The sequence below is a fragment of the Protofrankia sp. CiP1_Cm_nod1 genome, from assembly GCF_920888515.1.
Classification (GTDB): Bacteria; Actinomycetota; Actinomycetes; order Frankiales; family Frankiaceae; genus Protofrankia.
This window is the reverse complement of record NZ_CAKKTM010000373.1, coordinates 1-7,046: the sequence shown is the minus strand read 5'-3', so window position 1 is coordinate 7,046 and position 7,046 is coordinate 1. Positions and strand designations below refer to the sequence as shown.

The 7,046-nt window shown below is 73.5% G+C and carries 4 protein-coding genes; all 4 read left to right on the top strand.

Annotated features, from left to right (window positions below; translation table 11 throughout):
- The first annotated feature begins 515 nt into the window (after positions 1–515).
- The 4 genes from carA to mihF all read left to right on the top strand — a co-directional run bounded on the left by carA (position 516) and on the right by mihF (position 6,846).
- Positions 516–1,607: a glutamine-hydrolyzing carbamoyl-phosphate synthase small subunit gene (gene carA / locus NBX02_RS16675; protein ID WP_250284833.1), complete on the top strand. Its 1,092-nt coding sequence runs from the start codon at positions 516–518 to the stop codon at positions 1,605–1,607.
- Positions 1,608–1,803: 196 nt separating this feature from the next.
- Positions 1,804–5,214 (top strand): carbamoyl-phosphate synthase large subunit, encoded by a 3,411-nt coding sequence (gene carB, locus NBX02_RS16670; protein ID WP_250284820.1) that lies wholly within the window; start codon positions 1,804–1,806, stop codon positions 5,212–5,214.
- Positions 5,215–5,364: 150 nt separating this feature from the next.
- On the top strand, positions 5,365–6,297 hold the full coding sequence (gene pyrF, locus NBX02_RS16665) for an orotidine-5'-phosphate decarboxylase (protein WP_250284821.1): 933 nt from the start codon (positions 5,365–5,367) through the stop codon (positions 6,295–6,297).
- Positions 6,298–6,528: 231 nt separating this feature from the next.
- Positions 6,529–6,846 carry an integration host factor, actinobacterial type gene (mihF, locus tag NBX02_RS16660; protein ID WP_250284822.1) on the top strand — a complete coding sequence of 106 codons (318 nt, stop codon included), beginning with the start codon at positions 6,529–6,531 and terminating at the stop codon, positions 6,844–6,846.
- The last annotated feature ends 200 nt before the right edge of the window (positions 6,847–7,046 follow it).

The following is a 7,046-nucleotide window of genomic DNA, read 5'->3' as shown; positions in this document are numbered from 1 at the left end:
GCGGTGGCCCGTCCACGACGGGGCGGGGCGGTTCGCCCATAACGGTGGTCACCCACCCGCCGTCGTCCACCGCGGCGCGTGCACCGCTGCCGCCCGGGCCCGGGCCGGACGGGCCGGGCGGGCCGGGCTATCCACCGGCCGGCGGGCCTGCCCCGGCAGGTGGTCCCGGTGAGCCGGGCGGGCCCGGTGGGCCCGGCGGGCGGCGGCGCCCGCCGGATGGGACCGGGCACACCGCGCGGGCCGATGGTCAGGCCAGCGGTGTCGATCCACTGACGTCCCCGCTGGGGGAGGTCGTCCGCAAGATGAAGGACACCTGGGTGAGTGCCCCGGCGGGCCCGCGGGGCGGCGGCCCGCCGGGGCGGGCCGGGGACGCGTCGCAACGGATTGGGGACGTGGTGAGCGTAGGCGGGGACAGCTCCGGCGGTCGGGCGTCGGTGGCGGGTGGCCTGCCCGGCCATCTGTACGGGCCGGCGCGCTCCACCGCGCCGCGCGCCGGCGGCTCGGACGTCCGGCTGATGTTGGAGGACGGGCGCGACTTCGTCGGTGAGGCGTTCGGCGTGCGGGGGGAGGCCTTCGGCGAGGTCGTCTTCGCCACCGGTATGACCGGCTACCAGGAGACCCTCACCGACCCGTCCTACCACCGGCAGATCGTGGTCATGACCGCGCCGCACATCGGCAACACCGGGGTCAACGACGACGACAACGAGTCGGAGCGGATTCACGTCGCAGGCTTCGTGGTGCGCGACCCGAGCCGGATCGCCTCGAGCTGGCGGGCGCGGCGCACCCTCGACGACGAGCTGGCGGACGCCGGGGTGGTGGGCGTCAGCGGCATCGACACCCGGGCCCTCACCCGCCACCTGCGGGAGCGCGGGGCGATGCGGTGCGGCATCGGCCCGGCCACGGAGGATCCCGGCGAGCTGCTCCAACGGGTGCGGATGAGCCCGAGCATGGTCGGCGCCGACCTGGCGCCGCAGGTGAGCACCCGCGCGCCCTACGTCGTGCGGGCGGCCACCGACGCCCCCTACTTCCGGGTGGCCGCGCTCGATCTGGGCATGAAGCGGGCGACCCCGAACGCGCTGAGCGCCCTCGGCTGCGAGGTGCACGTCCTGCCGGCGCGCAGCGGCGCCGACGCGCTGCTGGAGCTGTCCCCGGACGGGGTGTTCCTGTCCAACGGCCCGGGCGACCCGGCGGCGGCGGACTACGCGGTCCAGGCGGTGCGCCGGGTGCTCGACGCCGGGGTCCCGCTCTTCGGGATCTGCTTCGGCAACCAGGTGCTGGCCAGGGCGCTTGGCTTCGAGACGTACAAGCTGACCTACGGCCACCGCGGGATCAACCAGCCGGTGGCCGAGACCGCGACCGGCCGGATCATGGTGACCAGCCACAACCACGGCTTCGCCGTCCGGGCGCCGCTCGACGGCGTCACACGCACTCCGTACGGGCGGGTCGAGGTCAGTCATGTGGCGTTGAACGACAACGTGGTCGAGGGGCTGGCCTGCCTGGACGTGCCCGCATTCAGCGTCCAGTTCCATCCCGAGGCGGCGCCGGGCCCGCACGACGCGCACGGCCTGTTCGAGCGCTTCCGCGATCTCATGGCTGCCCGCCGGTGACGCCCGACGGTCCTGGCTGTCCGCTGACGAGGCCCAGCGGGCACGGTGTCGTGGGGCACCGCGACGGGCCGGGTATGGGACGCTGCGAGCCGGCCCGCGGGCCGGCCATCCCGGGTCCGGCGGGCCGCCAGCCGGGTGCCCGCGGGGCGGGCCGGGGGGCAGGTAGGCGGGGACGCGGACGGGAGGTCGTGCGCTGATGCCGCGGCGGGAGGATCTGACCAGCGTCCTGGTCATCGGGTCGGGGCCGATTGTCATCGGCCAGGCGTGCGAGTTCGACTATTCCGGGACGCAGGCGTGCCGGGTGCTGCGTTCCGAGGGCCTGCGGGTGGTGCTGGTCAACAGCAACCCGGCCACGATCATGACCGATCCGGACCTCGCGGACGCCACCTACGTCGAGCCGATCACCCCGGAGACGGTCGCCAAGATCATCGAGAAGGAGCGTCCGGACGCGCTGCTGGCGACCATGGGCGGGCAGACCGCGCTGAACACCGCCATGGACCTGCACGCCGCGGGCGTGCTCGACCGCTACGGCGTCCGCCTGATCGGCGCGAACATCGACGCGATCCGCGCGGGCGAGGACCGGCAGGCGTTCAAGGACATCGTGGCCGCCGTCGGCGGCGAGACCGCCCGCAGCGCCATCTGCACGACCCCGCAGGAGTGCCTGGCCGCCGCCGAGGAGTTCTCCTACCCGGTGGTGGTGCGCCCGAGCTTCACCCTCGGCGGCGCCGGCAGCGGCTTCGCCCACGACGCCGGCGAGCTGCGCCGGATGGCCGCGGACGGCATCGCCGCGAGCCCGTCCTCGGAGGTCCTGGTCGAGGAGTCCGTGCTCGGCTGGAAGGAGTTCGAGCTCGAGCTGATGCGCGACCGGGCCGACAACGTGGTCGTGGTCTGCTCGATCGAGAACGTCGACCCGATGGGGGTGCACACCGGCGACTCGGTGACGGTCGCCCCGGCGATGACGCTGACCGACCGCGAGTACCAGCAGATGCGCAACATGGCCATCGCGGTCATGCGCGCGGTGGGTGTCGACGCGGGCGGGTGCAACATCCAGTTCGCCGTGGACCCGGCGACCGGGCGGCTCGTCGTGATCGAGATGAACCCCCGGGTGTCCCGGTCGTCGGCGCTGGCCTCGAAGGCCACCGGGTTCCCGATCGCGAAGATCTCCGCGAAGCTCGCGCTCGGGTACACCCTGGACGAGATCCCCAACGACATCACCCGCACCACCCCGGCGGCCTTCGAGCCGGCGCTGGACTACGTCGTGGTCAAGGTGCCCCGGTTCGCCTTCGAGAAGTTCCCCGGGGCGGACCCGGCGCTGACCACGACGATGAAGTCCGTCGGCGAGGCGATGGGGGTCGGGCGCAGCTTCGCCGAGGCGCTGCAGAAGGCGCTGCGGTCGCTGGAGCAGCCGTCGGCGGTGTTCGGCTTCACCGGCGGCCCGGGGGACGCCGAGGAGCTGCTGGCGCGGGCCGGTGTCCCGCACGACGGCCGGCTGCGCACGGTGCAGCAGGCGCTGCGGGCCGGGGCGGACCGGCTGCGGGTGACCGAGGTGACCGGTATCGACCCCTGGTTCGTGGAGCAGATCGACCACCTCAACCGGATCGCCGCCACCGTCACCGGTGACCTGGCCGACCTCGCCCCGGCGGACATCCTGCGGGCCAAGCGCGCGGGGTTCTCCGACGCCCAGCTCGCCGACCTGCTCGCCACCACCGAGGACGCCGTGCGCGCGGCCCGCCACCGCGCCGGCATCCGGCCCGTCTACAAGACCATCGACACCTGCGCGGCCGAGTTCGCCTCGGCCACGCCGTACCACTACTCGTCCTACGACAGCGAGACCGAGGTCGCCCCCAGCGGCCGGCCGCGGGTGATCGTGCTGGGCAGCGGGCCCAACCGGATCGGGCAGGGCATCGAGTTCGACTACGCCTGCTGCCACGCGGTGATGGCGCTCTCGGACGCCGGCTACGAGACGATCATGATCAACTGTAACCCGGAGACGGTCTCCACCGACTACGACACCGCCGACCGGCTCTACGTCGAGCCGCTGACCGTCGAGGACGTCCTGGAGGTCGTCCACGCCGAGCGGCAGGCCGGGGAACTGGTCGGTGTGATCGTCCAGCTCGGCGGCCAGACCCCGCTGGGCATCGCCGCGCCGCTGGCCGCCGCCGGCGTCCCGATCGTCGGGACGGAGCCGCGCGCGATCCACCTGGCCGAGGACCGCGGCCTGTTCGGGCAGGTGCTCGCCCGGGCCGGGCTGCCCTCGCCGCCGCACGGGGTGGCGACCCACTTCGACGAGGCCCGCTCGGTGGCGGAACGGATCGGCTACCCGGTGCTGGTACGGCCGTCCTACGTCCTCGGCGGCCGCGGGATGGAGATCGTCTACGACGAGGCGATGCTGCGCCGCTACATCGAGCGGGCGACCGAGATCAGCCCGCGGCACCCCGTCCTGGTCGACCGGTTCCTCGACGACGCCGTCGAGATCGACGTGGACGCGCTCTACGACGGCACCGAGCTCTACCTCGGCGGCGTGATGGAGCACATCGAGGAGGCCGGGGTCCACTCCGGCGACTCCGCCTGCGCGCTGCCGCCGATCACCCTGGGACGCGGCGAGCTGGAGCGCATCCGCGAGTCCACCCGGCTGATCGCCGAGGGCGTGGGCGTGCGCGGCCTGCTCAACGTCCAGTACGCGCTGCAGTCCGACGTGCTGTACGTGCTGGAGGCCAACCCGCGGGCGTCGCGGACCGTGCCGTTCGTGTCCAAGGCGACCGCGGTGCCGCTGGCGAAGGCCGCCGCCCGGGTGATGGCCGGCACGACCGTGGCGCAGCTGCGCGCGGAGGGGCTGCTGCCCGCCCACGGCGACGCCGCGGTCCTGCCGCTGGACTCCCATATCGCGGTGAAGGAGGCGGTGCTGCCCTTCGGCCGGTTCCGGGACGCCGGCGGCCGTGGGGTGGACACCGTGCTCGGCCCGGAGATGAAGTCCACCGGCGAGGTGATGGGCATCGACGCCGGCTTCGGCGCCGCCTACGCCAAGTCCCAGGCCGCCGCGTCCCTGTCGCTGCCGGTCTACGGCCGGGTGTTCGTCTCGGTGGCCAACCGGGACAAGCGGGCGATGATATTTCCGGTCAAGCGGCTCGCCGACCTCGGTTTCGTCGTCTACGCCACCGAGGGGACCGCGCAGGTGCTGGGCCGCAACGGGGTGAAGGCGGTCGTTCTGGGCAAGCACTCCGTGCCCGACCCGGACCTGGTCGACTGCGTCGAGATGATCATATCCGGCCAGATCAACCTGGTGATCAACACGCCGTGGGGGGTCGGGCCGCGGCTGGACGGGTACGAGATCCGGGCAGCGTGCGTGGCCACCGGCGTGCCCTGCGTCACCACGATCCAGGGCGCCGCCGCCTGCGTGCAGGCCATCGAGGCCCTGATACGCGGCGACATGGGTGTGCGGCCGCTACAGAGCTTCCACGCCGGGCTGCACGACGCCTGGGAGCGGACGTACGGCCCCGGCACCGGCCAGGACGCCGGCCGGCCCACTGATGATCAGCGTACCGGCGGGCCCGCCGGTACCGCGCCCGCCCCCGCCGGCGACGCCCACCGGCAGACGGTGATCGGATGACCGCGTCCGGACGACGGTGGCCGGATGACGGTGGCCGGACGACGGTGGCCGGATGACGGTGGCCGGATGACGGTGGCCGGACGACGGTGGCCGGACGACGGTGGCCGGATGACGGTGGCCGGATGACGGCGTGCGGATGACGGAGGCCGGATGACCGCGTTCCCTCGGACCCGGGTGGGCACCTGGACGTCACGCCCACCCCTGGCGGTCGCGCTGGACGTGCCCGACGGGCCGTCCGCCCTGCGGCTGGCCGCGGCGGTGGCCCCGCACGTGGCCGTCCTGAAGGTGGGCCTGGGGCTGTTCCACCGGGAGGGCCCCGGCATCGTGACGGCCCTGCGGGACCTGGCCACGGACGTGCCGCGCGAGACAGCGCACGTGCCACGCGGGACAGGGCGCCCGCCTGGCACGGCCGCGGACGGGCCGGGCGCCGGCGGGCCCCCTGTCCCCGGTGTCCCCACTGCCTCCGCTGCCGGCCCCACCGCCTCCGCTGCCGGCCCCACGGCCCGTGCTGCCGGGGCCCAGGCTGCCGAGGAGCGTGTCGGGCTGTTCCTCGACCTCAAGCTGCACGACATCCCCAACACGGTGGCCGCGGGGATGCGCTCCGTGGCCCGGCTGGCGCCCCGGTACGTGACGGTGCACGCCGCCGGGGGCACGGCGATGGTGCGCGCCGCGGTCGACGCCGCGCCCGACGTCGAGGTCGCCGCGGTGACCGTCCTGACCTCCCTGGGGGGCGCGGAGCTGGCCGCCGTCGGGTTCGCCGGGACGCCGTTGGACGTCGTGCGCAGGCTCGCGGCACTGGCGGTGGCCGCGGGCGCGCGCGCGGTGGTGTGCAGCCCCCGGGAGGTCGCCGCGGTCCGTTCGGAAGTTGGAAATGATGTGACTCTTATCACACCTGGCATCCGTGCGGCGGGGTCGCGGCCCGATGATCAGGCGCGTGCCGCAACACCCGCCGAAGCTGTCGACGCAGGTTCCGATCTTCTCGTGGTCGGCCGTCCGATCATTGCCACCGACGATCCGGGGGCTGCCGCGGCCCGGTTCGTGGCCGGATGGCGACCCGGCCACGGTGCCGCTGACCTGGTGTGACATCACACAGGCCCCACTCCGGCCATCTCGAGGGGATCTGCCCGGTACGGTGGTCCGCGAGCGACCGAAAGCAAAGGGCGCGTGTGGCGGCAACCCGATTCAGGCCAACGTATGGACCCCGTCCTGTGGACAATAGTCCGCGGATGTGCCCGTACCGCCGGCTGGACCGAGACACCCGTTATTCGCTAGTTTGCGCGGCGCCGTGATCACCCCAAAGAAGGAGGCGTACCCGTGCCCCTGCCGCCCCTCACGCCCGAGCAGAGGGCTGCTGCCCTCGAGAAAGCTGCGTTGGCGCGTAAGCAGCGTGCGGAACTCAAGGGACGGCTCAAGAAGGCGGAAGTGTCCCTCGCGTCCGTCCTGGAGAGAGCCGATACCGACGAGGTCATCGGAAAGATGAAGGTGGCCGCTGTTCTGGAATCCCTGCCCGGCGTCGGCCGCGTCCGCGCCACAAGGATCATGGAGCGGCTCGCGATCAGCGACAGCCGTCGCCTGCGCGGCCTGGGTGCCAAACAGCGTGCCGCACTGGTTCAGGAGTTCGCGGGTTCCTGAGCACCACCGGTGGCCGGCAGGCACATGACATATCCCTGGGCACAGCGAGGCTGGTACGGCGTCCCGGCAATGGTGGGCAATGGTGACAGGCACACCGCGCCGGGCCGCCGTACCGACTTTTCTTCGCCGGCGCGCCACCGGGCATGCGCACCGGCGAGCCGGGCGCGGCCAGCCGGTGCGGGAGCCGGCGGGCGGACGGC

What these genes read in the sequence shown, in the direction of transcription:
- carA (WP_250284833.1), top strand. Translation starts at nt 516, where the DNA reads ATGTTGGAGGACGGGCGCGACTTCGTCGGTGAGGCGTTCGGCGTGCGG.
- carB (WP_250284820.1), top strand. Translation starts at nt 1,804, where the DNA reads ATGCCGCGGCGGGAGGATCTGACCAGCGTCCTGGTCATCGGGTCGGGG.
- pyrF (WP_250284821.1), top strand. Translation starts at nt 5,365, where the DNA reads ATGACCGCGTTCCCTCGGACCCGGGTGGGCACCTGGACGTCACGCCCA.